The organism is Curvibacter cyanobacteriorum (assembly GCF_028649475.1).
Lineage (GTDB): Bacteria > Pseudomonadota > Gammaproteobacteria > Burkholderiales > Burkholderiaceae_C > Curvibacter > Curvibacter cyanobacteriorum.
The window spans coordinates 85,224-109,436 of sequence record NZ_JAQSIP010000012.1 but is presented as its reverse complement, the minus strand read 5'-3'; the positions used below and the strand labels follow the sequence as shown (position 1 = coordinate 109,436).

Genomic DNA, 24,213 nt, shown 5'->3' with positions numbered 1-24,213 from the left:
GGGCTTCGTCATCGGGCATGAAGTGTAGCCAGTGCCCTGCGCAGCAGCGCCCGAGGGGGCAACGCCCCCTCGGCCATCAGGCCCGCCAGGGGCCGGACGCCCGACCGACCGCCCCGCGCCGAGCCAGGCCAACGCCCCGCCCAGCGGGCGGGATCTTGCACAATAGCGCCATGACCGAATCACTGCGCATCGTGGTGGTCGCGCCGGACTTGGCGGTCGAAGACCCCGGTGATGAGCACGCCATCTCACAGGCTGAGCGATCGCGCAGCCTGCGCATCGGCTTGCTCGAAAACGGCTTCAACCTGGTGGCCACCCTGCCCGCCGATGTGTTCCTGGCCGAGCGCCTGGGCCAGCTGCAACCCGACCTGATCATTGTCGACGCCGAAAGTGAAGCGCGCGACGCACTGGAACATGTGGTGATGGCCACGCGCGAAGCGCGGCGTCCGATCGTCATGTTCACCAACGACAGCGACACCTCGCATGTGCACGACGCGGTGGCCGCCGGGGTCACGGCTTACATCGTGGCGGGTTTGTCGGCGCAGCGCATCCGCCCCATCCTGGACGTGGCCATGGCCCGCTTTCGGCATGAGGAGCACCTGCGTCGCGCCCTGGCCGACGCCCAGTCCGAATTGCGGGAGCGCAAGGTCATTGACCGGGCCAAGGGCCTGCTGATGGCGCGCCAGCAACTCACCGAGCAAGCCGCTTACGACAAGCTGCGCCGGGCCGCGATGGACAAAGGCCTGCGGGTGGCCGAGGTGGCGCAGCGCATGCTTGACGTGGCCGACCTGCTGGGCTGACCCCGGCGCGGGCGCTGGCCCACCCGGGCGCCCGCCCCAGGCGACACAGTGCAGCGCACAATTCAGGTGCACCCCAGGCGCAATGCTGGTGCGCCGCGCGCGCCACCCACCCCCTTCGCCCTGAAACCAGCGTCGCCAGGCCCTGCCAAGACCTGGCACAAGGTTTGCATAACAGGGTGCAATGACCAACGATGGTCACCAGTTCATTCAGGTCCAATGGCGGGCCAGAGTGGTCTGAAGGACAAAGGCGTCCCCACCCCGTGCTGTGCCCTTTCGGCGGCTGACAGCGCGGGCGTGAGGACGCCTTTTTTGCTTTTCTGTTCTGCCCTAAGGAGTGCCCCATGACCCAAGTGTTGAAAACCAGCCTGAGCCGACGCGCTGTCCTGCAAACCGCTGCCGTGGGTGCAGCGGGCCTGACCCCTGCCCTGCGCGCCCTGGTGCACGCGGCCGGTTCGGACAAGCCTGAAAAGGAAGAAGTCAAGATCGGCTTCATCCCGCTGACCGACTGCGCCAGCGTGGTCATGGCCTCGGTGCTGGGCTTCGACAAGAAGTACGGCGTCAAGATCGTGCTCAGCAAGGAAGCCAGCTGGGCCGGGGTGCGCGACAAGCTGGTCAACGGTGAACTGGACTTTGCCCACGTGCTGTATGGCCTGATCTACGGCGTGCACCTGGGGCTGGGGGGCCCCAAGAAGGACATGGCCAACCTGATGACGCTGAACAACAACGGCCAGGCCATCACCCTGTCCAAGAAGCTGGCCGACAAAGGCGCAGTGGACGGCGCCAGCCTGGCCAAGCTGATGGGCAGCGAAAAGCGCGAATACACCTTTGCCCAGACCTTCCCCACCGGCACCCACGCCATGTGGCTGTACTACTGGCTGGCCAGCGTGGGCATCAACCCCATGAAGGATGCCAAGGTCATCACCGTGCCGCCGCCGCAAATGGTGGCCAACATGCGCGTGGGCAACATGGACGGCTATTGCGTGGGCGAGCCCTGGGGCCACCGCGCCATCATGGACGGCATCGGCATCACCGCCGTCACCACCCAGGACATCTGGAAGGACCACCCCGAGAAGGTGCTGGGCACCACGGGCGACTTCGTCAAGAAGAACCCCAACACCTGCCGCGCCGTGATGATGGCGGTGCTCGAGGCCAGCCAGTGGATCGACGCCAGCCTGCAGAACAAGCTCAAGATGGCCGAGACCATCGCTGACAAGTCCTACGTCAACACCGGCGTTGACGCCATCAACCAACGCATCCTGGGCCGCTACCAGAACGGCCTGGGCAAGACCTGGGACGACCCCAACCACATGAAGTTCTTCAACGACGGCGCGGTGAACTTCCCGTACCTGTCGGATGGCATGTGGTTCCTGACCCAGCACAAGCGCTGGGGCCTGCTCAAGGACCACCCCGACTACCTGGCCGTGGCCAAGCAGATCAACCAAATCGACCTCTACAAGCAGGCCGCCAGCGGCCTCAAGATCAGCGTGCCGAAGGACGCGATGCGCAGCAGTAAGCTGATCGATGGCGTGGTCTGGGACGCCAAGGACCCGAAGAAGTACGCCGAGTCCTTCAAGGTCAACGCCTAACCCCCGCCCGCAGGAGATCGCCATGGTCAGCGCCGTGTTCCACCACCCCGTCGAGACCGCCACCCCGGTGGTGGTCAGCCCCAGTCCAACCGCCAGCGCCAGTGCGCCGAAAGAAGCCCGCCCCATGAGTCCCACCCCAAGCATGCCCTACGACTGGCGCGGCTTCTGGCTGCGCGTGCTGCCGCCCGTGATGGGCCTGGGCCTGCTGATCGGCCTGTGGGCGATCGTGTCGATCTCCACCGCCAGCGCGATCCCCTCGCCGCTGGAAACCTTCAAGCAAGCGGTCGACGTGTTCAGCGACCCGTTCTACCGCAAAGGCCCGAACGACCAGGGCGTGGGCTGGAACGTGCTGTTCTCGCTGCAACGCGTGGCGCTGGGCTTTGGCCTGGCCGCGGCCGTGGGCATCCCGGCAGGCTTCCTGATCGGGCGCTTCGAGTTCCTGTCGCGCATGTTCAACCCGCTGATCAGCCTGCTGCGCCCAGTCTCGCCGCTGGCCTGGCTGCCCATCGGCCTGCTGGTGTTCAAGGGCGCCAACCCGGCCGCCATCTGGACCATCTTCATCTGCTCGATCTGGCCCATGATCATCAACACGGCGGTGGGCGTGCAACGCGTGCCGCAGGACTACATGAACGTGGCCCGCGTGCTCAAGCTGTCGGAATGGAAGATCTTCACCAAGATCCTGTTCCCCTCGGTGCTGCCCTACATGCTGACCGGTGTGCGCCTCGCCGTGGGCACGGCCTGGCTGGTGATCGTGGCGGCCGAGATGCTGACCGGCGGCGTCGGCATCGGCTTCTGGGTCTGGGACGAGTGGAACAACCTCAACGTCAAGAACATCATCATCGCGATCTTCGTGATCGGCATCGTGGGCCTGCTGCTCGAGTACGCCCTGGTCAAGATTGCCACCGCCTTCACGTTTGACGAAGTGAAGAGCTGACCCCCACCCCACCGGAGACCGGCCATGAACACCAGCAAGTACATCGAAATCCAGGGCGTGGAACAAACCTTCCGCACCCCCAAGGGCGCCTTCCCGGCGCTGCGCAACATCGACCTGAACATCGCCAAGGGCGAGTTCGTGGCCTTGATCGGCCACTCGGGGTGCGGCAAGTCCACCCTGCTCAACCTGATCGCGGGCCTGACGCAGCCCACCCAGGGCGTGCTGCTGTGCGCCAACCGCGAAATCAAAGGCCCAGGCCCCGAACGCGCCGTGGTGTTCCAGAACCACTCGCTGCTGCCCTGGCTGACCTGCTACGAAAACATCTTCCTCGCGGTGGAACGCGTGTTTGGCGGCAAGGAGAACAAGGCCCAGCTCAAGGCCCGCACCGAAGCGGCCCTGGCCCTGGTGGGCCTGACCCCGGCCGCACAAAAGCGCCCCGGCGAGATTTCTGGCGGCATGAAGCAACGCGTGGGCATTGCGCGCGCGCTGTCGATGGAGCCCCAGGTGCTGCTGATGGACGAGCCCTTCGGCGCCCTGGACGCATTGACCCGGGCCAAGCTGCAGGACGAGCTGCTGGAGATCGTCGCCAAGACCCAGGCCACCGTGGTCATGGTGACCCACGATGTGGACGAAGCCGTGCTGCTGTCCGACAAGATCGTGATGATGACCAACGGCCCGGCCGCCACCATCGGCGAGGTGCTGTCGGTCGAGCTGGAGCGCCCGCGCTCGCGCGTGGCCCTGGCCGAAAGCGCCCAGTACCTGGGCTACCGCAAGGCGGTGATCGACTTCCTCTACACGCGCCAGGCCCACGTCGAAAAGACCGCCGCCTGAGCCACCCCAGCGCTGGCCCAGGGCCCAGCGCCCAGCACGTCGGCGCCCCCGCGGCATGGCGCGTCTGGCGAGCACGCCTCACCGCGCGCCGAGTGCCCCTCGCCCCACGCCGCCCTCGAGGCCGCAGCGCCGGCGCCTGCCCCAGGCAGGCCGGGCCTGCGGCCTTTGATTTGGCGGTGGCCCGAGGGGGCCGGGCGGCCACGCCGCCATGGCGCGACCGCACCAGCCCATGGCCCCAGCGCATGGCCAGCCTACCCCACCACCCGCCCCCTCACCCCCTTCTCCCATCACCCCCGTCTGCCCCGCACCAAGCTGAGCGGGCGCGGCGCCTGCCCCCTCCCACCCTCCGGCCCCCGCGTCGGCCTCGAGCCGGCCCCGTCGTTTTGGTGCACCCCCATGGCCACGCCTTGTTTTGGTGCATCAACGGCCCCCAGCCGCGCCATTCAACCCACCGCCAGGGGGCCGCGCGGCCGGTGCGTCTGGCACAGGCATTGCTTAAACCCCTGCACGGCCAAAGGCGGCCGGGTGTTCCAAAGGGGCGATGAGGCTGCTTTGGGACCAAGGACGAAGGCGTCCCCACTTGTTCTGGCCCCCGGGCCGGGCACGGTGAGGGCGCCTTTTTTGTTTTCCGAACCGCCTGCGGGTGGTTCCTGCGACGGAGGCTCACGATGAGCAAGCTGAAACTGGTGATGGTGGGCAACGGCATGGCCGGTGTGCGCACGCTGGAGGAACTCCTCCAACTCGCCCCAGACCGCTACGACATCACCGTGTTCGGGGCCGAGCCCCACCCCAACTACAACCGCATCATGCTGTCGCCCGTGCTGGCCGGCGAACAGACGCTGGACCAAATCGTGCTGAACCCGCTGAGCTGGTACCAGCAACACCACATCACCCTGCATGTGGGCAAAAGGGTGGTGTCGGTGGACCGGGCCACGCGCACGGTGCGCGCCGACGACGGCACCGAAGCCCGCTACGACCGCCTGCTGCTGTGCACCGGCTCCAAGCCCTTCATGCTGCCCGTGCCGGGCCACACGCTGAAGGGGGTCATGGCCTACCGCGACATCGCCGACACCCAGGCCCTGATCGAGGCCGCCGCCCGGCCCGGGCGCGCCGTGGTGATTGGCGGTGGCCTGCTCGGCCTGGAGGCCGCCAACGGCCTGCGCCAACGCGGCATGGACGTCACCGTGGTCCATGTGGGCCCGTGGCTGCTGGACCGCCAGCTCGACGAGGCCGCCGGCCGCCTGCTGCAAGGGGCGCTCGAAGCGCGTGGCCTGCGCTTTTGCCTGCAGGCCCACACCGAAGCCCTGCTGGGCGATGCCGAGGACCGGGTGCGGGCGCTGCGCTTCCAGGACGGCCGGGAGATCCCCGCCGACCTGGTGGTGATGGCGGTCGGTATCCGCCCCAACACCGAACTCGCCGAGCAGATGGGCCTGTTGGTGCAGCGCGGCATTGTGGTGCACGACACCCTGCAAACCGTCACCGACGCCCGCATCTACTCGGTCGGCGAATGCGCGGCCCACCGCGGCACCGCCTACGGCCTGGTGGCGCCGCTCTACGAACAGGCCAAGGTGGCGGCCAACCACCTGGCCGAATGGGGCATGGCGCGCTATGCCGGCTCGCAAACCTCGACCAAGCTCAAGGTGACCGGCATTGACCTGTTCTCAGCGGGCGACTTCATGGGGGGCGAGCACAGCGAAGCCATCGTGCTCAACGACCCCTACCGCGGCATCTACAAAAAGCTCGTGATCCGCGGCGACAAGCTGGTGGGGGCCTGCCTCTACGGTGACACCGGCGACGGCAGCTGGTATTTCGAGCTGCTGCGCGAAGGCCACCCCCTGGGCCCCTTGCGCGACCAGCTGATGTTCGGCCCTCCGGCCGCCGCCCTGACCGCGGCGCACTGAGCCGCCCCCTGCGCCCCAGCCCCTCCCGCACCGACCCCACCGCCCTTCACGGCCCCTCACTGCTCACGCAAACCGCCCCACCATGCCGCTTCGCCCCAGCCCCCCCGGTTTCCTGCTGACCCGCCGCCTTGGCCTTGGGCTGGCGCTGGGCCTCGCCCTGCCCGCCCAGGCCCAGATCGCTGACCTCGCGGAGGCCATCAACCTTGCGGGCCGCCAGCGCATGCTGTCGCAACGCCTCAGCAAGGCCTGGCTGGCCCGCGCCCAGCCCAACGCCCACCCGCAGGCGTTGCCGGTGCTGCAGCGCTCGATCGAGCAGTTTGAGCGCCAACTCAACGACCTGCAGGGCTACGCCCCCAACGCGGCCATCCGCCAGACCTACGCCGACCTGGACAGCGCCTGGAACGCGTTTCGCCAGCAGCTGCAAGAGGCCCCCGCGGCCCGCCCGGCCGCGCAGGCCCTGCTGCAAGCCGATGCGCGGGTGCTGACGCTGGCCCACCAAGGCACCCAGCAGCTCGAAGCGCTGGCCACGCGTCCCACCGGGCGTTGGGTCAACGTGGCCGGGCGCCAGCGCATGCTGTCCCAGCGCATGGCCAACTTCTATTTCGCCGCGGCCTGGCAGCTCGAGGTGGCCAGCGCCCGCGAGGAGATCAAGTTGGCGCGGCAGGAGTTCCTCAGCGCCGCCAGCGCGCTGCGCCAGGCGCCAGAAACCAGCCCACGCATCGCCGACGAACTGGCCCTGGCCGAGGGCCAATGGGTCTTCTTCGACGCCGCGCTGAAGGCCGAGGGCAACAGCCCCAAACAACTACACGAGGTCTTTGTCAGCAGCGAAAACCTGCTTGCGGTGATGGACCGCGTGACCCGCCTCTACGCGGCCCAAAAGGCCTGAGCCTCCCCCTCTGCGAGACCGCCCATGAACCTCAACGACGCACCCCGCGAAACCCGCTCCACCTGCCCCTACTGCGGCGTTGGCTGCGGCGTCATCATCGAGTCGCGCGGCGACGCCATCACCGGCGTGCGCGGCGACCCGGCCCACCCGGCCAACCTGGGGCGCCTGTGCACCAAGGGCTCGACCCTGCACCTGACGGCCAGCCCCCAGGTCAACCAGCAGACCCGCCTGCTGCAGCCCCTGCGCCGCCTGCAGCGCGGTGGCCCGGCGCAGGCCCTGGCCTGGGACCAGGCCCTCGATCTGGCAGGCCAGAAGCTGGCCGACACGGTGCAGCAACACGGCCCCAATGCACTGGGCTTTTACCTGTCCGGCCAATTGCTGACCGAGGACTACTACGTCTTCAACAAGCTGGTCAAAGGCCTGCTGGGCAGCAACAACCTGGACACCAACTCGCGCCTGTGCATGAGCAGCGCCGTGGCCGGCTACAAGGCCACCCTGGGCGCCGACGCGCCGCCGGCCAGTTACACCGATGTGGACCACGCGCACTGCCTGTTCATCACCGGCAGCAACACCGCCTGGGCACACCCGATCCTGTTCCGACGCATCGAAGACGCCAAACGCGCCCGCCCCGAGATGAAGATCGTGGTGGTCGACCCGCGCCGCACCGACACGGTGGAACTGGCCGACCTGCACCTGGCGCTGCAACCCGGCACCGACGTCATGCTCTACCACGGCATGCTGCACCTGATGCTGCGCGAGGGCTGGACCCAGCCCGCCTACATCGCGGCCCACACCACGGGTTTTGAGGCCCTGGTCGAGCTGGTGCGTGACTGCACGCCCGAGCGCACCGCCGAGGTCTGCGGCCTGCGGGTCGAAGACCTGTGCGAAGCGACCCGCCTGTTCGCCACCTCCCCGGCCACACTGAGCCTCTACTGCCAGGGCCTGAACCAATCCAGCAGTGGCACCAGCAAGAACGCCGCGCTGATCAACCTGCACCTGGCCACCGGCCAGATCGGCCGCCCGGGGGCGGCCCCGTTCTCGCTGACAGGCCAACCCAACGCCATGGGCGGGCGCGAGGTGGGCGGCCTGTCCAACCTGCTCAGCGCCCACCGCGACATGGGCAACCCAGCCCACCGGGCCGAGGTGGCCGCCCTGTGGGGCGTGGCCGACGTGCCGGCGGTGCCCGGCAAATCGGCCATCGAGATGTTCCAGGCCGCGGCCGACGGCGAGATCAAGGCCTTGTGGATCGCCTGCACCAACCCGGCGCAGTCGCTGCCCGACCAGGCCACCGTGCGACGCGCACTGGAGCGCGCCGAGTTCGTGGTGGTGCAAGAGGCCTTTGCCACCACCGCCACCACCGCCTATGCCGACCTGCTGCTGCCCGCCACCCCCTGGGGTGAAAAAACCGGCACCGTGACCAACAGCGAACGCCGCATCAGCCGCGTGCGGGCCGCGCTGCCGCCGCGCGGCGAGGCACGCCACGACTGGGCCATCGGCGTGGCGCTGGCGCAGCGCCTCGAAGCCCGGCTGCGCCCGGGCCAGCCCACGCTGTTCCCTTACGACACCCAGGACGCGCTGCTCGGCACCGAGGCCATCTGGCTCGAGCACCGCGAGTCCACGCGCGGCCGCGACCTCGACATCACCGGGCTCAGCTACGCCCTGCTCGACACCCTGGGCCCCCAGCAATGGCCCTGGCCCGAGGGCGCCCGCGCAGGCCGGGTGCGGCTGTACGAAGACGGCGTTTTTCCGACCCCGGACGGGCGCGCCCGCTTCCACAGCGCCGCGTTCCGGCCGGTGGCCGAGGCCACCGACCGCGAGCACCCCTACGCCCTGAACACCGGCCGCCTGCGCGACCAATGGCACGGCATGAGCCGCACCGGCACCCTGGGCCGCCTGTTCGGCCACGCGGCCGAGCCCGCGCTGCAAATGAACCCCCAGGACCTGGCCCGTGAAGGCTGGGCAGAGGGCAGCCTGGTGCGGGTGCAATCGCGGCGCGGCAGCGTGGTGCTGCCCGTGCAGGCCTGCGCCGAGCAGGCGCCCCAGCAGGTCTTCATCCCCATGCACTGGGGGCAGGAGTTTGTCAGCGGGCGCGACGCCGACGGCCAGCCGCACCTGGGCGTCAACGCCCTGATGCCCTCGACCTTTTGCCCCCAGTCCAAGCAGCCCGAGCTCAAGCACGCGGCCGTGCGGCTCAGCGCCGCCAAGCTGCCCTGGACCCTGGTGGCCATGGCCTGGCTGCCCGCGGGGCAGGTGCTGAGCACGCGGGAGGCCCTCAAGGCGCTGATGGGCGAGTTCGCCTTCAGCAGTTGCGTGCCCTTCAGCGACCGCACGCCGCTCGAACAGGCCGACCAGCAGGCCACCGGGCTGCTGTTCCGCGCCGCCGCCCACCAGGCGCCGCCCGCCGCCCAGTTGCTGGCGCTGGAACAAGCGCTGGGGCTGGACCCGCAGCAGTGCCTGCATTACGCCGACCCGCAGCGCGGGCAGCGCCGGACCATTCGGGTGCAAACCCTGGGCGGGGCGCGTTGCGTGACGGGCTGGTTACTGGCGGGCGACACCCGTGCCCAGGCCTGGCTGCGGCCCCTGCTGCAAGACGCCCAGCCAGTGAGCGTCGACGGCCAGCGCCTGCTCAGCCCCGGCGCCGAGCCCCCTCTGGCCCAGGCGCCCCGCAGCCCGCTGGTGTGCAGCTGCTTCGGGGTGACCGAGCAAGCCATCCGCGGTCAACTGGCCCAATGCGCCGGAACCGAGGACGAGCGGCTCAAACAATTGCAGGGGGCGCTGAAATGTGGCACGAATTGTGGTTCATGTGTGCCGGAGCTCAAGCGACTGGTCCGGTGGGTCCGGCCCAGCACCGAGGCGGCTGAATTGGCCTTATAGCCAGAAGTCAGTTAGCTTCAGTGACAATCCGCGGCTCTGCTTCAAAGACAAGAACACAGACAAGTCCATGGCAATCAGTCAATACATCAAGGAAATCGGTCGCGGCAAGGAGGGGGCGCGTGCGCTCAGCCGCGAACAAGCCGCCGATCTCATGGGACAGGTGCTCGATGGCAGCGTGACCGACCTCGAAGTGGGGGCCTTCTGCCTGGCCATGCGCATCAAGGGTGAAACCCCTGCCGAGATGGCGGGTTTCCTCGATGCCACCCATGCCCGCATCGCGCGCGTGCCGACCACCCTCAAGCCGGTGGTCGTGCTGCCCAGCTACAACGGTGCGCGCAAGCTGCCCGTGCTGACGCCCCTGCTGGCCCTGCTGCTGGCACGCGAAGGCGCTAGCGTGCTGGTGCACGGCACGCCCACCGAGGCCAGCCGCATCACGGCGGCGTCGGTGCTGTCGGTGCTCGGCACGCCCTCGCTGGTGGCCATGCGCCCGCTGCACGCCGGTGAAGTGGTGTTTGCGCCCACCGGTCTGCTGCTGCCCGGCCTCAAGCGCCTGCTTGAAGTGCGTCGCGTGGTCGGCCTGCGCAACCCGGCCCACAGCCTGGTCAAGCTCATGAGCCCTTGCGAAGGGCCCAGTGTGCTGGTCAGCAGCTACACCCACCCCGAATACGCCGACTCGATGGCCGCCACCCTGGCACTGACCGGACAACGCGCGCTGCTGCTGCGCGGCACCGAAGGCGAGGTGGTGGCCGACGCGCGACGCACCCCGGAGATGACGGGCTACCTGCACGGCCAGACCCTGGCGCTGCAGCCGGCCCAGGCCGGCCCGCTGGCCCAACTGCCCGAACTGCCACGCGACATCAGCGCCGAGTCCACCGCCAGCTACATCCAGCTGGTGCTGGCTGGCAAACTGCCCGTCCCGGCGCCGATTGCGCGCCAGGTCCAACACATCCTGCACCTCGTCGAACAACCATGACCCACGCCCTGTCCCAACCCGGCCAATGCACCCTGGTGGGCGCCGGCCCGGGCGACCCCGAACTGCTGACCCTCAAGGCGGTCAAGGCGATCCAGGCCGCCACCGTGCTGCTGGTCGATGACCTGGTCAGCGACGACATCGTGGCGCTGGCCGCGCCCACGGCCCGCATCGTGCATGTCGGCAAACGCGGCGGCTGCAAATCAACCCCGCAGGCCTTCATTGAGAAACTCATGATCGCCGCCGTTCAGGACGGCGACAACGTGGTGCGCCTCAAAGGCGGTGACCCCTTCATCTTTGGCCGCGGCGGTGAAGAAGTCGAACACCTGCGTGCCGCCGGCATCGAGGTGCGGGTCATCAACGGCATCACCGCCGGCCTGGCCGCCGTGACCTCGCTGGGCGTGCCACTGACCCACCGCGAACACGCCCACGGCGTGGTGTTTGTCACCGGCCACGCCAAGCCCGGCGACCACGGCACCGACTGGCGAGCCCTCGCCGCCACCGCCCACAGCGCCAAACTGACCCTGGTCATCTACATGGGGGTCAGCGACGCACAGCACATCCAGGCTGAACTGCTGCAAGGCCTGCCCGGCCAAACCCCGGTCGCCATCGTCCAGCGCGCCAGCCTGCCCAGCCAGCGTCAGGCCGTCACCACCCTGGCCGAGCTGTCCGAAACGCTGCAGCGCGAAGGCCTGGGCAGCCCGTCGGTGATCGTGGTGGGCGATGTCATCCAGGGGGTCCAGGCGGCCCGGTTGGCGCCTTCCGAAGCGCGGCGACACGGCACGGTCTGAGCCCCGGCGAGCGCTGCGCCACCGCCCCCGGCGGCCGGCCCCTCACCCGGGCGCACGCCCAGGCAAGCCCCGGCGTTCAGACCGCCGAGCCACCCTGCCCAAGGGCCCTGGCTGGCGCGGCAATTGCTTGATGTCAAGGGTGTTCACAAGGGATAGAAAGACCAAGATGACTGCTCCGACGCTGCACGGCACTTCGGCCTTCCACCCCCGTGCCTCGGCACCCCAGCCTGGCAGCGCGACCGCCGCCAAAGCCCCGGCCGCGGGGGAGATTTCGCTGGTCAACCTGGCGGCCCGCCAGCGCATGCTGTCGCAGCGCATGATCCTCCAGACCGTGCTGGCCTCGCAGGGGCGTGCCGCCCAACTGGCGGCCGCGCGCCAGTCCTTCAACCTGTTCAAGACCAGCCAGCAGAAGCTGCGCCAAACCGGCCGCGAGTTGCCCCCGGAGCTGGCCCAGATCGTCCAGAAAGCCTACGAAGGCCCCCAGGGCGCCGGCCCGGTGGTGGACGACTTCATCCAGCGGCTGGAACAAACGCTCGAACAGATCGAGCGCCAGGACCGCCGCCTGCCCGACACCCTGGCCCAGTTGGTGGAAAGCACCGACACCGTGCTCGATGCCCTGAACCGCGCCACCACCGCCTTCGACCAGGTCACCAGCGCCCAGTCGCAGGCCATGATGCGCGAGCTGACCGGCATCGTGAACGCCATCCAGACGGTGGCCCGTGAGGCCAAGGTGGTCAGCTTCAACGCCCAGGTGATGGCCGCGCGCGCCGGCCAGCACGGGCGCGAGTTCGCGGTGGTGGCCAACGTGCTGTCGGGCATCACGGCCGAGATCGACAACCTGTCGCTCAAAGCCATCACGCTGGCGGGCCCCAAGAAAACCGGCACCTGAGCCTGCCGTCCCCTGAGCCCGCCCCCCCCGCGCCAGCCCCCACCGAAAGCTGCCCGCCGGACCGCGCAGACCGACCCTGGCGATAATCGAGCGCCGCGGCCCGCCTGCGCCCTGCCCAACGCCGCCCGCCGGCCCCTGGGTGCGGAGCCGACGCGGGGCCCGCCTTGGTGCCCATGCACCAAGCCAGTGCGTTTGGCTTTTTCTCCAGGAACCGTGTTGTGAATGTTGATGTTGTGATTGTGGGCGCCGGTGCGGCCGGCCTGTTTTGTGCCGGGGTGGCCGGGCAACTGGGCTTGAAGGTGCTGCTGCTGGACCACGCGCCCAAGGTGGCCGAGAAAATCCGCATCTCGGGCGGCGGGCGCTGCAACTTCACCAACCGCGACGCCACACCGGCCCAGTACCTCAGCGCCAACCCGCACTTCTGCCGCAGCGCCCTGAGCCGCTACACGCCGCAGGACTTCATTGCGCTGGTGCAACGCCATGGGGTGGCGTACCACGAGAAGCACAAAGGCCAGTTGTTCTGTGACCGCTCGGCCGAGGACATCATCGACCTGCTGCTCAAGGAATGCGCCGCGGGCGCCGCCGGCGGCAGCGTGACCCGCTGGCAACCGTGCGCGGTGCGGCAGATCCGCTACCACGATGGCGCCGCCGCCCCCGACGCGGCCACGCCCGCTGCAGGCCGCTACGAAGTCGACACCGACCAAGGCACCGTGCACTGCCACAGCCTGGTGGTGGCCACCGGCGGGCTGTCGATCCCCAAGATCGGCGCCACCGATTTTGGCTACCGGGTGGCGCGCCAGTTCGACCTGCGCCTGGTCGAACAGCGCCCGGGCCTGGTACCGCTGACCTTCGACGGCGCCGCCTGGGCGCCCTACGCGCAGTTGGCCGGCCTGGCCCTGCCCGTGGCCATGGAAACCGGCAGCAAAAAGGCCAAGGGCCTGTTCCTCGAAGACCTGCTGTTCACCCACCGTGGCCTGTCGGGCCCCGCGGTGCTGCAGATTTCGAGCTACTGGCAACCGGGCACCCCGATCCGCATCAACCTGGCCCCCGAGCATGACCTGCCGGCCCTGCTGGCGCGCGCCAAGGCCACCTCGCGCAAGTTGCTGGGCAATGAGCTGGGGCAGCATGTGCCCTCGCGCCTGGCCGAGGCCTGGGTGCAGCAGGACGCTGCCTGGCAGCGCCCGTGCAGCGATGTCACCGACAAGGCCCTGGGTGCCTTGGCGGAGCGCCTGTCGCGCTGGGAACTGGTACCCACCGGCACCGAGGGCTACAAAAAGGCCGAGGTCACCCTCGGCGGGGTCGACACCCGCGACCTGTCGCAGCAAACCCTGGAATCACGCCAGCCAGGCCTGTTCTTCATCGGTGAGGTGGTCGACGTGACGGGTTGGCTGGGCGGCTACAACTTTCAGTGGGCCTGGGCCAGCGCCCACGCCTGCGCCCAGGGGCTGGCCGCCCGTCAGGGCAAGCTGTGACCGCCCAGGGCGCTGGCGCCCGGCCCTGCGATGGCCAGGCCAGGGCGGCCAAGGCGCTGCGCCGGCGGGCCCGGATGCACAAAAATCTTGTTTGCGCAAGCGTTAACGCTATAATCGCAGGCTTTGCTGGCAAATGCCCCGCCGGCCGATAATTTTCAAGGCGGGGAACCTTAGCTTGTGGGCCCGATCTTCCCCAGGCACCTCATTGGAAAACATTACGTAATGACCACCATCCGTGTTAAAGAAAACGAGCCCTTCGACGTCGCTCTGCGTCGTTTCAAGCGCACCATCGAAAAACTGGGTCTGCTGACCGACCTGCGCGCCCGCGAGTTCTACGAAAAGCCGACCGCTGAGCGCAAGCGCAAGAAGGCCGCTGCCGTCAAGCGCCACTACAAGCGCGTGCGCAGCATGCAGCTGCCCAAGAAGCTGTACTGATCGCAGCCGGACTGCTGGCCTCCAGCAGCCCCAACAACCCGCGCTCGGGACGCCAGGCGCGGGTTTTTTGCTTTTTGAACACCGATTTCAACCGGAGAACACCATGTCCCTCAAGGAACAGATCACCGAAGACATGAAGGCCGCCATGCGCGCCAAGGACTCGGAAAAGCTGGGCACCATCCGTCTGCTGCAAGCGGCCATGAAGCAGCGCGAAGTGGACGAGCGCATCACGCTGGACGACGCCGCCATCGTGGCCATCGTCGACAAGCTGATCAAGCAGCGCAAAGATTCGATCGCCGCCTTCGAACAGGCCGGTCGCCAGGACCTGGCCGACAAGGAAGCGTCGGAACTGGTGGTGCTGCAGGCCTACCTGCCGGTGCGCCTGAGCGCCGACGAGATCAGCGCCGAGGTCAAGGCCATCGTGGCCGAACTGGGCGCCAGCGGCCCCGGCGACATGGGCAAGGTCATGGGCGCGGTCAAGACCCGCCTGGCAGGCAAGGCCGACATGGGCCTGGTCTCGGCCGCCGTGAAGGCCGCGCTGGCCGGCTGAGCCCCAGCCCCTCCAAGCCCCTCCAAGCCCCTCCCAGTCCCCCCACCACCCAGCGCCCTCTGGCGCTGTGCCCGCCCGGTGCCGTCCGGGCACAACGGACACTGCGGGCACTGCGGGGATCGCACCTTCCAAAGCCCCCAAACCGCCCGCAACCCCACCCGGCCCGGGCGGTTTTTTCAGCCCGGGTCCACGCCTCGCCCTGCCAACCCGCCATCGGGCGCCGGTGCTTGTGGCCTTTTTGGCCGTGTCGTGCGTTGAGTCAGGACAGCTCTGCGAAACCACCATGCCCGTGCCCTGCCCCCCCCCGCAACCAGCCGCCCTGGCCAGCCCTTGGTGCGCCCCCCTGCGACGGCCCCTGCCACGGGCGTCAGCGGCACCGGCCCCCTCGGCTTCTGGAGCCCCCTCAGCCCCGACGGCCCGCGGGTCGGGCGGGGGCAGGCCTGGCCAGGGGCAGGCCCGCCGGGTCGTGCAGGGGCTGCTCCTGCTGCTGGCCACGCTGTGGGCCCTGCTGGCGGAGGCCCAGGAAGGCCCAGGGCGGGTCGCCTACCCCAGCCTGGTCGAGGGCTCGGTGCTGCTCAGCGATGCGGCCCAACCCGATGGGCGCCACCTGCCCCCCAACCAGCCCCTGGCGCCCGGCAGCCGACTCCAGCTCAGCCCGGGGGCGCGGCTCGAACTGAGCCAGGGCAGCAGCAGCTGGCGCGCCGAAGGGCCGGCCCAGATCGAACTCAGCGCACTGGACGACCTCAGCAGCCAGACCCAGTTGCGGCGCGGCCGGCTCGATGTGCGCGTGCGCCGCTTCGAGGCCGGCGAGCGCCTGGAGATCGACACCCCCAACTTGGCAGTGCTGGTGCAACAGGCCGGTGCCTACCGCTTTGACGTGGACCCCGACAGCGGCCAAACCCGCGTCACCGTGACCCTGGGCAGCCTGGTGGCCTATGGCGAGCAAGGACAGGCGCTGACGCTGCCGGCGGGGCTGCAATGGACGTTCCAGGGCCGACAGCTGGGCCAGACTGGCCGGCCCGTGGTGCCGCGCATCGACGCCTTCGACCAGTGGACCCAAGGCCGCCAGCAACTCGAGGACCAGTCGCTGAGCGCCCGCTACGTGCCGCGCGACCTGATTGGCTACCAGCAACTCGACGGCTGGGGTGAGTGGCACAACGACCCCAGCCTGGGCCCCGTGTGGTATCCCCAACTCAACAACCCCGACTGGGCCCCGTACCGCTACGGCCAGTGGCAGTGGATTGAGCCCTGGGGCTGGACCTGGGTGGATGAGGCACCGTGGGGTTTTGCGCCCTTCCACTACGGTCGCTGGGTGGTGTCCAGCCGCGGTTGGGGCTGGGTGCCGGGTCGCTACGAACGGCGCCCCAGCTACTCGCCCGCGCTGGTGGGCTTCATCGGCCAGCCGCAACGGGGCGGGCCGGGCCACCACCGGCAGCCCGGCGTGCCCTGGGTGCCGCTGGCCCCGGGCGAGCACGGGCGCCCGGGCACGCCGGTGGGCCCGCGCCCGGGCTCAACGCCCCCCGGACGCGACCGCCCGGGCACCGACTCGGGCTACGCCCACCAGAACCGCCCCGGCGGCATGACCCAGCAGCCCCAAAGCGGCGGCCCGGGCTGGCAACGCCCCAGCGGCAGCGTGAACGACCCGATCCCGATGCCCAAGCCCTTCATCCAGGTGCAACCGGGGCAGGCGGGTCAGGCGAGCCCGTCCCCCACGCGCCCTTCGGTGGGCTCGGAGGGCGGCGGACCGTCGCTGGCGCCCCAGCCCGCGCTGAGCCCCCCGGCCCAGCCTTGGCCGCGGCCCAACACCAGCGGTCAGGTCACGGCCGTGCCCAACACCGCGCCCCGCACCGAACAGGAGCGGCAGGAGCGCGCCCAGGCCCAACAGCGCGAGCAATTGCAGCGCCTGCAGCCCAACGCGGTGCTGCTCGAGCGCCAGCGGCAGGAACAACAACAGTGGCAACAGCACCAGTGGCAACTGCAGCAACAACAACAGCTCTTGCAACAGCAACAGCAACAGCAACAGCAACAACAGCAGTGGCAATGGCAGCGCCAGCAGCAGGCCGAACAGGAGCGGCAACGCCAGGAGGCCCAACAGCGGGAGCAGTGGCAACGCGAGCAGGCGCAGCGTGAACAGCAATTGCAGGTGCAGCAGCAGTTGCAGCGCCAACAGCAGGAGCGCGCGCAGTTCGAGCGGCAGCAGCAAGAACGGCTTCAACAGGAGCGCCAGCACCAAGCGCAGCAAGCCCCTCAGCTGATCACCCAGCCCCCCACGTTCCAGCAACTGCGGGCCCCCGGTGCAGGCCGCGAAGGCGGCCCCGGCCTGCGACCGCAGCAGGGCCCGGGCTCAGCCCCGGTCGGCACCCCGGTGGGGCCACGGCCCACCCCCTCAGCGCCCAACACGCAGTGAGCGGTGGGGCCCTGGCGCCATCGCCAGAGGTCGGGTCGGACGGCACCCGGTTGCACAGGGCCGGGGCGGGCCCTTGCGGCCAGACGGTCCGGCGGCCTCAGCTGCCGGCGACCTTCATGCGCCCGATCAGCACCGAACCCACGGTCTTGGAGCCGTAGGTGTAGGTGTCGGCGCCCACGGCCTCGATGGCCTTGAACATGTCTTTGAGGTTGCCCGCGATGGTGATTTCTTCCACCGGGTAGGCGATCTGGCCGTTTTCGACCCAGAAACCGCTGGCCCCGCGCGAGTAGTCGCCGGTGACGTAGTTGACACCCTGGCCCATCAGCTCGGTCACGAACAGCCCCGTGCCCAGCTTTTGGAGCATGGCGTCGAGGTCGTCGCCCGCCTGGGTCAGGCGCGAGGTGAGGCTCAGGTTGTGCGATCCGCCGGCGTGGCCGGTGGTCTTCATGCCCAGCTTGCGGGCCGAGTAACTGGTCAGGAAATACCCCTCGACGCGGCCGGCATCGACCACGGTGCGGGCCCGTGTGCGCACGCCTTCCTCGTCAAACGCCGAGCTGCCCTTGCCGCGCCGCACGAAGGGGTCTTCGCGCACGTCGATGTGCTTGGGGAAGATGCGCTTGCCCAGCGAGTCGACCAGGAAGGTGCTCTTGCGGTAGAGCGCGCCGCCACTCACGGCCTGCACAAAACTGCCCAGCAGGCCCGCCGCCAGCGGCGACTCGAACAGCACCGGGCACTGGGTGGTGGCGATCTTGCGCGACTTGAGGCGGCTCAGCGCGCGCTGGGCCGCATAACGGCCCACCGCCTCGGGGCTGGCCAGCTCATCGGCGCAACGCATCGAGCTGTACCAGGCGTCGCGCTGCATGTCGGCGCCCTTGCCCGGCAACGAGGCGATCGGCGCCACCGACAGGCTGTGGCGCGAGCTCGCGTAGCCGCCGCGGAAACCATGGGTGTGGGCGCTGAAGAAATGCGACTGCTGGGCCGACACGCCAGCGCCTTCGCTGTTGGTGATGCGGCGGCTGGTCTTGAGCGCTGCGGCCTCACAGGCCCGCGCCAGGTCGGCGGCCTGTTCGCTGGTGATGGCCCAGGGGTGGAACAGGTCCAGGTCGGGCTGCTCGGTGGCGATGTCGGCCTCATCGGGCAGACCGGCCACCGGGTCTTCGGCGGTGAAGCGGGCGATGTCATAGGCCGCCTGCACGGTTTGCAGGATGGCGGGCTCGGAGAAGTCGGAGGTGCTCGCATTGCCGCGGCGGTGACCGATGTAGACGGTCACGCCCAAGGACTTGTCGCGGTTGCGTTCCACGTTCTCCAACTCGCCCTTGCGCACGCTGACACTCAGGCCGCAGCCCTCGGAGGCCTCGGCGCCAGCGTCGGTGGCACCGATCTTTTTGGCATGCGCCAAGGCGGTGTCCACCAGGTGTTCGAAGGTTTCGCGGGAGTAGCTGAAGCCGTTGCCGGCCGGTGTCTGGGGTTTCTTCATAGCGGGAGCTATGATACTTGCCGCTTAGGGCCCCCTGTGGTCCTCGTCCCGGATACCCCCAACATGTCACGCAAACCCAAAAAAGGCTACTACGTCCGTGGTCAGTTCGTTGCCGAAGGCAGCGAGCTCGACCTGCAGCTCAAAGCCGAGCTCAAGGGCACCGATGAAGCCAGCAAAACCGATCTGAAACGCGAGAGCGCCGCCCTGCAAAAGCTGGGGGAGGACCTGCTCACGCTGCGCGCCGACCTCATGGCCAAGCTGCCGCTGTCCGACAAGCTGGTCGAAGCGCTGGCCGAGGCCAAGCGCATCACCAACTTCGAAGGCAAGCGCCGCCAGATGCAGTTTGTCGGCAAGCTGATGCGCCTGCTCGATGAAGACACCGTCGAGGCCGTCAAGGCCGCCCTCGAAGTGCAACGCAAGGGCTCGGCCGCCGACACCGCGGCCCTGCACCAGGCCGAGCTGTGGCGCGACCGCCTGATTGGCGTCGAAGACGCCCTGGCCCAGTGGCTGGAGGCCTACCCCGACACCGACACCCAGCAGTTGCGCGCCCTGATCCGCCAGGCCCGCAAGGACGCGGTGCCCACCGACCGCGCGGCCGTGTCGCAGGGTCTGGCCCCGCGCCAGAGCCGTGCCTACCGCGAGCTGTTCCGTTTCATCAAGCAACAGATGAACCCGGACGCGGTCGACGAGGCCGAGGACGACGCCAGCGATGACTGAGGCCGCCGCCCTGCCCCCCCCCGAGCCGGTGCGCATTGGCATCGTCTCGATCAGCGACCGCGCCTCCAGTGGCGTGTACGAAGACAAGGGCCTGCCGGCGCTGCAGGACTGGCTGAGCCGCGCGCTGCACAACCCGATCGAGTTCGTGCCTCGCCTGATCCCGGACGAACAGGCGGGCATCAGCGCCACCCTGATCGACCTGGTGGATCAGGCCGCCTGCTCACTGGTGCTGACCACCGGCGGCACCGGGCCTGCGCTGCGCGATGTCACGCCCGAAGCCACGCTGGCCGTGGCGCACAAGGAAATGCCCGGCTTTGGCGAGCAAATGCGCCAAATCAGCCTGCGCTTTGTGCCGACCGCCATCCTGTCGCGCCAGGTCGCGGTGATCCGGCACCAAAGCCTGATCATCAACCTGCCCGGCCAGCCCAAGGCGATTCAGGAGACCCTCGAAGGCCTCAAGGCCAGCGACGGCAGCGCCCTGGTGCCTGGCATTTTTGCCGCCGTGCCCTACTGCGTGGATCTGATTGGCGGCCCCTACCTGGAGACCCGCGACGAGGTCTGCAAGGCTTTTCGGCCCAAGACCGCGCAGCGCCCGGCGCGCTGAGCCCCCCCCCCCCCCGCTCAGCCGGCACCGGCCTGAAAACAAGCCGACAAGCGATCCGAAAAGCGACCTGGTCCCCAGGTCGCTTTTTCATTTGCCGACCAGGTCGTTGAGTTTGCCGGCCTCGAAGCAGCCCTCGCGCTGCGCTTCCTTGGGCACGCAATTGCCGTCCGGCGCACGTGCGGCGAGTTGCTCGATGGCCTGCCAGAGCAGCGCGATCTGGTGCTCCTGCGACGACGCGCTGCTGATCAGACCCTTGAGGGCCTGACCCACCGGGTCGTCTTCCAGCGTCACGCCGTAGGCCGAGAACTTGTTGGCCTCCGGGGTGGCGTCGGCGCTGGCGCCCTGCTTGGACGGCAGGATGCGCGCCGGGATGCCCACCGCGGTAGCGCCCGCCGGCACCGGCTTGATGACCACCGCATTGCTGCCAATCTTGGCGCCGTCACCGACCACAAAACCGCCCAGCACCTTGGCCCCGGCGCTGACCACCACGTCCTTGCCCAGGGTGGGGTGGCGCTTGGTGCCCTTGTAGAGCGAGGTGCCGCCCAGCGTCACGCCTTGGTAGATGGTGCAGCCGTCACCGATCTCGGCGGTTTCGCCCACCACCACGCCCATCGCGTGGTCAAAGAACACGCGCTCGCCGAGCTTGGCGCCCGGGTGGATCTCGATGCCCGTGAGCCAGCGCGAGACATGCGAGATGAAGCGCCCCAGCCACTTGAATCCATGCGTCCAGCACCAGTGCGCGGGCCGGTGCAGCACCACCGCGTGCAGCCCCGGATAACACGTGATCACCTCCCACGTGCTGCGCGCGGCAGGATCGCGGTCGAGGATGCACTGGATGTCGGATCGCAAGCGGGAGAACATGGATTTTGGAAATATTTTTATGGCTGCACAGTCTATCGGTTCGCGCGTTCGGCCGTTTCGATCATGGCTTTGGCAACACCTCGGAGGATGTGGATTTCTTCCTGGCTCAAGTCAGCGCGGTTGAACAACTGGTTCAGGCGCGGCATCAGCTTCTTGGGCGCGGCCGGGTCGAGGAAACCGATGTCGACCAGGGCACGCTCCCAGTGGCCCAACATGCCTGCCACCTGCTGGGCGTCGGCGGGGCGCACCGGCGCGGTGGCCGACTGCACCGCAAAGCCCCCCAGGGCCTGGCGCCACTCGTAAGCAATCACCTGGATCGCTGCGCCCAGGTTGAGCGAGCCAAAACCCGGGTTGGTCGGGATGCTCAGGCAGGTGTGGCAGCGGTACACGTCCTCGTTCTGCATGCCAAAGCGCTCCGAGCCAAACAGGAAGGCCACCGAGTGATCGGTCTGTGCCAGCGGGCCAAAGTGTTCGCGCGGGCTCTTGACGGGCGGGCCAAAGTCGCGCGGCGTCATGGCCGTGGCGCACAGGTGGCTGATGCCGTCCAGCGCCTCGTCGAGGGTGTCCACAATGCGGGCCTTCTCCAGCACGTCCAGCGCACCGCTGGCGCGCTGGATGGTCTCTTCGCGCTTGAGCACATTGGGCCAGCGCGGGGCCACCAGCACCAGCTCGTCAAAGCCCATCACTTTGAGGGCCCGGGCGGCGGCGCCCACATTGCCGGCATGGCTGGTCTGGATCAGAACAAAACGGGTTTTCATGGGGGTTTGGGACAGGGTCTGGCGCAAAACGCGCAACGGCGGGTAAAATCTCGCCCTATTGTCGCCTGCCGCATCGCCGGACAGGTCCGTTTGCCGTCCCAGGCGCCTGTTGGCGCTGCTTTTTGGGGCGCACCAGCTCTTCCTCACAATTCATGTCATCCAACCTGCACCCCATGCTTAACGTGGCCATCAAGGCCGCTCGCGCCGCTGGCGCCATCATCAACCGCGCCGCCCTGGACGTCGAATCCGTTCGGGTGTCTCAAAAGCAGGTGAATGACTTTGTGACGGAAGTCGATCAAGCGGCTGAGAACGCCATCATCGACACCCTCCTGACCGCCTACCCGGGCCACGGTATCCTGGCCGAGGAATCGGGCCAAACCCACGGCGCCAAAGACTCCGAGTTCGTCTGGATCATCGATCCCCTGGACGGCACCACCAACTTCATCCACGGTTTCCCCGTGTACTGCGTCAGCATCGCGCTGGCGGTGCGCGGCAAGATCGAGCAAGCCGTCGTCTACGACCCGAGCCGCAACGACCTGTTCACCGCCACCAAGGGCCGCGGCGCCTACATGAACGACCGCCGCATCCGCGTGAGCAAGCGCACCCGCCTGGGCGAGTCGCTGATCTCCACCGGCTTCCCGTTCCGCCCGGGTGACAACTTCAAGGCCTACATGGCCATGATGGGTGACGTGATGCAGCGCACCGCCGGCCTGCGCCGCCCCGGCGCTGCCGCGCTGGACCTGGCCTATGTGGCCGCGGGCTTCACCGACGGCTTCTTTGAAACCGGCCTGCAACCCTGGGACATCGCCGCCGGCTCGCTGCTGGTGACCGAAGCCGGTGGCCTGGTGGGCAACTTCACCGGCGAAGCCGACTTCCTGGACCAACAGGAATGCCTGGCCGGCAACCCGCGCGTCTACGGCCAGTTGGTCGGTCTGCTGGGCAAGTACAGCAAGTTCGCCGGCGCCGGTGACAAAGCCGCCGTGCGCCAGGCCCTGGGCCAAGACAGCGCCGCCGCCACCGACCTGACGGCGGACAGTGCGGCCGACGACAGCGCTGACGCCGAAGCACCGGCCGCTGCCGCCACCGCCAGCGACAAGCCCGCCGCCCTGCCCGACGCCCCGTTCTGAGGCCCAGGCGCCCTGGCCGGGTCCGCCCGGCCGGAGGACGACCAGCCCGCCCGTGTTCGCACCGGCGGGCTTTTTCATGCGCGCTCAACCGCGCGTGGGGGGCGGTGCTGGTGGGCGCGGTAGGTGCCGCACCCACCAGATCGGGTGGTGGTGGGGCTGGGCGTGGCGGGGTTGGGGTGTGGCGGGGTTGGGGGGTGGCCCCGCCCCCGCTCAGTCGGCGTAGCGGATCGCGATGGCGCGAAAGTCGTCGGCAATCTCGATGAAGGCGTCGACGATGTCCGGGTCGAAATGCTGGCCCCGGCCCTGCACCACGATCTGACAGGCCTGTTCGTGGGTGAACGCGGGTTTGTAGACGCGCTTGCTGATCAGGGCGTCGTACACGTCGGCCACCGCCATCAGCCGCGCCGACAGGGGAATGGCGTCGCCAGCCAGGCCTTCGGGGTAGCCCGAGCCGTCCCATTTTTCCTGGTGGCTGTAGGCGATTTCCTTGGAGAAGGTCAGGAACTTCACCTTGATGCCCAGGCGACGCTCGGCGTCCTGGATGGCGTCGCGGCCGATCGCCGGGTGGCGCTTCATGACCTCAAACTCCTCCACCGTCAGCTTGCCGGGCTTGAGCAGGATGCTGTCGGGGATGCCCACCTTGCCAATGTCGTGCAGCGGGGCCGACTTGTAGAGCAGCTCGATGTTGCGTTCGGTCAGCACCGACTCGAAACGCGGGTGGTGGCGCAGGCGCACCGCCAGTGCCTTGACGTACAACTGGGTGCGGCGGATGTGGTTGCCGGTGTCGTTGTCGCGCGTCTCGGCCAGCGTTGCCAACACCATGATCGTCACGTCCTGGATGGCCTGCACCTCCAGCGTGCGCATGGCCACTTCCTGCTGCAGGTAGTCGCTCTTGCTGCGCAGGAAATCGGAGCTGGCCTTGAGCGTCAGGTGGGTTTGCACCCGCGCCAGCAAGATGGGCGGGCTGATGGGCTTGGTGATGTAGTCCACCGCGCCCAGCGCCAGGCCCTGCTCCTCGTCGGCGACCTCGGCGCGGGCAGTCAGGAACATCACGGGGATGTGCTGCGTGCGGGGGTCGGCCTTGAGGCGGCGGCAAACTTCGTAGCCATCCAGCCCCGGCATCATGATGTCGAGCAGGATCAGGTCAGGCGCCGGATCCTGGGCGGCGATCTTGAGGGCCTTCTCGCCGTTGTTGGCCACCTTGACGCGGTAGTGGTCCTTGAGCAGCGAGCTCATCAGACTGAGGTTGTCCGCGGTGTCGTCAACCACCAGCACCGTGGCGATCGGCTTTTCCACCAGAGGCGACGCCTCGGAACCCACTGCATTCATCACCATCGAGTCACCCT

Annotated in this window: 20 protein-coding genes and 1 pseudogene; 17 read left to right on the top strand and 4 right to left on the bottom strand. The window is 68.7% G+C overall.

Translation table 11 applies throughout. The annotated features are described in order from the left end of the window. Positions 1 to 170 precede the first annotated feature (170 nt). The 14 genes and pseudogenes from PSQ40_RS19725 (at position 171) to PSQ40_RS19660 (ending at position 17,323) form a co-directional block, all read left to right on the top strand. Positions 171 to 797, top strand: a complete 627-nt coding sequence (locus tag PSQ40_RS19725; protein WP_273953596.1) for an ANTAR domain-containing response regulator — start codon at positions 171 to 173, stop codon at positions 795 to 797. Between the two features lie 341 nt (positions 798 to 1,138). Beyond that, complete coding sequence (locus tag PSQ40_RS19720; RefSeq protein ID WP_273953595.1) at positions 1,139 to 2,383, top strand: CmpA/NrtA family ABC transporter substrate-binding protein; 1,245 nt, start codon at positions 1,139 to 1,141, stop codon at positions 2,381 to 2,383. Positions 2,384 to 2,405: 22 nt separating this feature from the next. Next, complete coding sequence (gene ntrB / locus PSQ40_RS19715; RefSeq protein WP_273953594.1) at positions 2,406 to 3,317, top strand: nitrate ABC transporter permease; 912 nt, start codon at positions 2,406 to 2,408, stop codon at positions 3,315 to 3,317. Positions 3,318 to 3,341: 24 nt separating this feature from the next. Beyond that, positions 3,342 to 4,148 carry an ABC transporter ATP-binding protein gene (locus PSQ40_RS19710; protein WP_273953593.1) on the top strand — a complete coding sequence of 269 codons (807 nt, stop codon included), beginning with the start codon at positions 3,342 to 3,344 and terminating at the stop codon, positions 4,146 to 4,148. Between the two features lie 668 nt (positions 4,149 to 4,816). Then, positions 4,817 to 6,016 (top strand): annotated as a pseudogene (locus PSQ40_RS19705) (NAD(P)/FAD-dependent oxidoreductase); the annotation flags it as partial. A 115-nt stretch (positions 6,017 to 6,131) separates the two neighbouring features. Next, complete coding sequence (locus PSQ40_RS19700) at positions 6,132 to 6,935, top strand: type IV pili methyl-accepting chemotaxis transducer N-terminal domain-containing protein (protein WP_273953592.1); 804 nt, start codon at positions 6,132 to 6,134, stop codon at positions 6,933 to 6,935. A gap of 24 nt (positions 6,936 to 6,959) precedes the next feature. Beyond that, positions 6,960 to 9,809 (top strand): nitrate reductase, encoded by a 2,850-nt coding sequence (locus PSQ40_RS19695; protein WP_273953591.1) that lies wholly within the window; start codon positions 6,960 to 6,962, stop codon positions 9,807 to 9,809. A gap of 67 nt (positions 9,810 to 9,876) precedes the next feature. Next, entirely contained in the window at positions 9,877 to 10,782 is a 906-nt protein-coding gene (gene ybiB, locus PSQ40_RS19690; RefSeq protein ID WP_273953590.1) for a DNA-binding protein YbiB, read from the top strand. Next, a complete protein-coding gene (cobA, locus tag PSQ40_RS19685; protein WP_273953589.1) occupies positions 10,779 to 11,570 on the top strand; it encodes a uroporphyrinogen-III C-methyltransferase in 792 nt (263 codons plus the stop codon). The genes ybiB and cobA overlap by 4 nt, the downstream gene beginning before the upstream one ends. Positions 11,571 to 11,736: 166 nt before the next feature. Continuing rightward, the gene (locus PSQ40_RS19680) at positions 11,737 to 12,459 is read left to right on the top strand and encodes a methyl-accepting chemotaxis protein (protein WP_409338630.1); all 723 of its coding nucleotides are present in this window, start codon (positions 11,737 to 11,739) and stop codon (positions 12,457 to 12,459) included. Positions 12,460 to 12,677: 218 nt separating this feature from the next. Continuing rightward, entirely contained in the window at positions 12,678 to 13,931 is a 1,254-nt protein-coding gene (locus PSQ40_RS19675) for a BaiN/RdsA family NAD(P)/FAD-dependent oxidoreductase (protein ID WP_409338629.1), read from the top strand. Between the two features lie 222 nt (positions 13,932 to 14,153). Then, positions 14,154 to 14,366, top strand: a complete 213-nt coding sequence (gene rpsU / locus PSQ40_RS19670; protein WP_007833691.1) for a 30S ribosomal protein S21 — start codon at positions 14,154 to 14,156, stop codon at positions 14,364 to 14,366. A 103-nt stretch (positions 14,367 to 14,469) separates the two neighbouring features. Continuing rightward, positions 14,470 to 14,916, top strand: a complete 447-nt coding sequence (locus PSQ40_RS19665) for a GatB/YqeY domain-containing protein (RefSeq protein ID WP_273953587.1) — start codon at positions 14,470 to 14,472, stop codon at positions 14,914 to 14,916. A gap of 466 nt (positions 14,917 to 15,382) precedes the next feature. Beyond that, positions 15,383 to 17,323 (top strand): DUF6600 domain-containing protein, encoded by a 1,941-nt coding sequence (locus PSQ40_RS19660; RefSeq protein WP_273953586.1) that lies wholly within the window; start codon positions 15,383 to 15,385, stop codon positions 17,321 to 17,323. Between the two features lie 97 nt (positions 17,324 to 17,420). Here PSQ40_RS19660 and pmbA read toward each other — a convergent pair whose 3' ends face one another. Further along, positions 17,421 to 18,800, bottom strand: coding sequence for a metalloprotease PmbA (pmbA, locus tag PSQ40_RS19655; protein WP_273953585.1), 1,380 nt, complete (start codon positions 18,798 to 18,800; stop codon positions 17,421 to 17,423). Positions 18,801 to 18,863: 63 nt separating this feature from the next. Between pmbA and yjgA the strand changes: the two genes are divergently transcribed. Together yjgA and mog are read left to right on the top strand one after the other, a co-directional pair. After that, positions 18,864 to 19,517, top strand: a complete 654-nt coding sequence (gene yjgA / locus PSQ40_RS19650; protein WP_273953584.1) for a ribosome biogenesis factor YjgA — start codon at positions 18,864 to 18,866, stop codon at positions 19,515 to 19,517. Beyond that, complete coding sequence (gene mog, locus PSQ40_RS19645) at positions 19,510 to 20,121, top strand: molybdopterin adenylyltransferase (protein ID WP_273953583.1); 612 nt, start codon at positions 19,510 to 19,512, stop codon at positions 20,119 to 20,121. Before yjgA ends, mog begins: the two co-directional genes overlap by 8 nt. An 87-nt stretch (positions 20,122 to 20,208) precedes the next feature. Here the strand turns inward: mog and cysE are convergent, their stop codons facing one another. Next, the gene (gene cysE / locus PSQ40_RS19640; protein WP_273953582.1) at positions 20,209 to 20,982 is read right to left on the bottom strand and encodes a serine O-acetyltransferase; all 774 of its coding nucleotides are present in this window, start codon (positions 20,980 to 20,982) and stop codon (positions 20,209 to 20,211) included. A gap of 32 nt (positions 20,983 to 21,014) precedes the next feature. Further along, positions 21,015 to 21,740: an RNA methyltransferase gene (locus tag PSQ40_RS19635; RefSeq protein WP_273953581.1), complete on the bottom strand. Its 726-nt coding sequence runs from the start codon at positions 21,738 to 21,740 to the stop codon at positions 21,015 to 21,017. Between the two features lie 152 nt (positions 21,741 to 21,892). Between PSQ40_RS19635 and PSQ40_RS19630 the strand changes: the two genes are divergently transcribed. Then, positions 21,893 to 22,867, top strand: coding sequence for an inositol monophosphatase family protein (locus tag PSQ40_RS19630; protein ID WP_273953580.1), 975 nt, complete (start codon positions 21,893 to 21,895; stop codon positions 22,865 to 22,867). Between the two features lie 210 nt (positions 22,868 to 23,077). Here the strand turns inward: PSQ40_RS19630 and PSQ40_RS19625 are convergent, their stop codons facing one another. Then, complete coding sequence (locus PSQ40_RS19625; protein ID WP_273953579.1) at positions 23,078 to 24,202, bottom strand: response regulator; 1,125 nt, start codon at positions 24,200 to 24,202, stop codon at positions 23,078 to 23,080. Between the last annotated feature and the right edge of the window lie 11 nt (positions 24,203 to 24,213).

What these genes read in the sequence shown, in the direction of transcription:
- PSQ40_RS19700 (WP_273953592.1), top strand. Translation starts at nt 6,132, where the DNA reads ATGCCGCTTCGCCCCAGCCCCCCCGGTTTCCTGCTGACCCGCCGCCTT.
- PSQ40_RS19635 (WP_273953581.1), bottom strand. Translation starts at nt 21,740, where the DNA reads ATGAAAACCCGTTTTGTTCTGATCCAGACCAGCCATGCCGGCAATGTG.
- ntrB (WP_273953594.1), top strand. Translation starts at nt 2,406, where the DNA reads ATGGTCAGCGCCGTGTTCCACCACCCCGTCGAGACCGCCACCCCGGTG.
- PSQ40_RS19725 (WP_273953596.1), top strand. Translation starts at nt 171, where the DNA reads ATGACCGAATCACTGCGCATCGTGGTGGTCGCGCCGGACTTGGCGGTC.
- PSQ40_RS19680 (WP_409338630.1), top strand. Translation starts at nt 11,737, where the DNA reads ATGACTGCTCCGACGCTGCACGGCACTTCGGCCTTCCACCCCCGTGCC.
- PSQ40_RS19625 (WP_273953579.1), bottom strand. Translation starts at nt 24,202, where the DNA reads ATGGTGATGAATGCAGTGGGTTCCGAGGCGTCGCCTCTGGTGGAAAAG.
- cysE (WP_273953582.1), bottom strand. Translation starts at nt 20,982, where the DNA reads ATGTTCTCCCGCTTGCGATCCGACATCCAGTGCATCCTCGACCGCGAT.
- PSQ40_RS19720 (WP_273953595.1), top strand. Translation starts at nt 1,139, where the DNA reads ATGACCCAAGTGTTGAAAACCAGCCTGAGCCGACGCGCTGTCCTGCAA.
- yjgA (WP_273953584.1), top strand. Translation starts at nt 18,864, where the DNA reads ATGTCACGCAAACCCAAAAAAGGCTACTACGTCCGTGGTCAGTTCGTT.
- ybiB (WP_273953590.1), top strand. Translation starts at nt 9,877, where the DNA reads ATGGCAATCAGTCAATACATCAAGGAAATCGGTCGCGGCAAGGAGGGG.
- PSQ40_RS19695 (WP_273953591.1), top strand. Translation starts at nt 6,960, where the DNA reads ATGAACCTCAACGACGCACCCCGCGAAACCCGCTCCACCTGCCCCTAC.
- rpsU (WP_007833691.1), top strand. Translation starts at nt 14,154, where the DNA reads ATGACCACCATCCGTGTTAAAGAAAACGAGCCCTTCGACGTCGCTCTG.
- cobA (WP_273953589.1), top strand. Translation starts at nt 10,779, where the DNA reads ATGACCCACGCCCTGTCCCAACCCGGCCAATGCACCCTGGTGGGCGCC.
- pmbA (WP_273953585.1), bottom strand. Translation starts at nt 18,800, where the DNA reads ATGAAGAAACCCCAGACACCGGCCGGCAACGGCTTCAGCTACTCCCGC.
- PSQ40_RS19665 (WP_273953587.1), top strand. Translation starts at nt 14,470, where the DNA reads ATGTCCCTCAAGGAACAGATCACCGAAGACATGAAGGCCGCCATGCGC.
- PSQ40_RS19710 (WP_273953593.1), top strand. Translation starts at nt 3,342, where the DNA reads ATGAACACCAGCAAGTACATCGAAATCCAGGGCGTGGAACAAACCTTC.
- PSQ40_RS19630 (WP_273953580.1), top strand. Translation starts at nt 21,893, where the DNA reads ATGTCATCCAACCTGCACCCCATGCTTAACGTGGCCATCAAGGCCGCT.
- mog (WP_273953583.1), top strand. Translation starts at nt 19,510, where the DNA reads ATGACTGAGGCCGCCGCCCTGCCCCCCCCCGAGCCGGTGCGCATTGGC.